Genomic DNA, 596 nt, shown 5'->3' on the forward strand with positions numbered 1-596 from the left:
TCACTCGTTGTCAGTTTTGAAAGAGCAATCTTTCATCCACATCCGTTTGGTGGCGATGGCGGAGGGGGACCACGCGTTCCCATCTCGAACACGACCGTTAAGCCCTCCAGCGCCGATGGTACTTGGACCGCAGGGTCCTGGGAGAGTAGGACGTCGCCAAGCGGGTGCAGCAATGCACTTATTATATTGGTGTTCCAACCGAATAGAACGTATGGGCCTTTAGCTCAGCTGGTTAGAGCGCACCCCTGATAAGGGTGAGGTCGGTGGTTCGAGTCCACTAAGGCCCACCATTATCACATGATATGTGATCCCATTTATGGGGCCATAGCTCAGCTGGGAGAGCGCCTGCCTTGCAAGCAGGAGGTCAGCGGTTCGATCCCGCTTGGCTCCACCAATTATGTTTTATCTTTTTCTTTGCTCTTAAAGTCTGAACTTGTTCAGACAAGCGCAGCGAAAACTATTGTTCCTTGAAAACTGGATAGCGAAAGAATGAAATGCTGAAACATCCTTAAATCTTACGATCTTTAATTGTAAGCGAAGGGTGACTCGAGTTGATGCGGCCTTTTGCTCCTTTTCCCCCACCATTGTGCTCTTCT

The 596-nt window shown here is 50.0% G+C and carries 2 tRNA genes and 1 rRNA gene; all 3 read left to right on the forward strand.

From position 1 onward, the window contains the following. Window positions 1-45 precede the first annotated feature (45 nt). The 3 genes from rrf (at window position 46) to ACFO9Q_RS19865 (ending at window position 394) form a co-directional block, all read left to right on the forward strand. Window positions 46-162: ribosomal RNA gene (gene rrf, locus ACFO9Q_RS19855) — 5S ribosomal RNA — on the forward strand. Window positions 163-213: 51 nt separating this feature from the next. Next, window positions 214-290 (forward strand) — tRNA-Ile (locus ACFO9Q_RS19860). A gap of 28 nt (window positions 291-318) precedes the next feature. Beyond that, window positions 319-394 (forward strand) — tRNA-Ala (locus ACFO9Q_RS19865). Window positions 395-596: the final 202 nt, after the last annotated feature.

Source organism: Paenibacillus sp. GCM10023252, from assembly GCF_042653305.1.
GTDB lineage: Bacteria > Bacillota > Bacilli > Paenibacillales > Paenibacillaceae > Pristimantibacillus.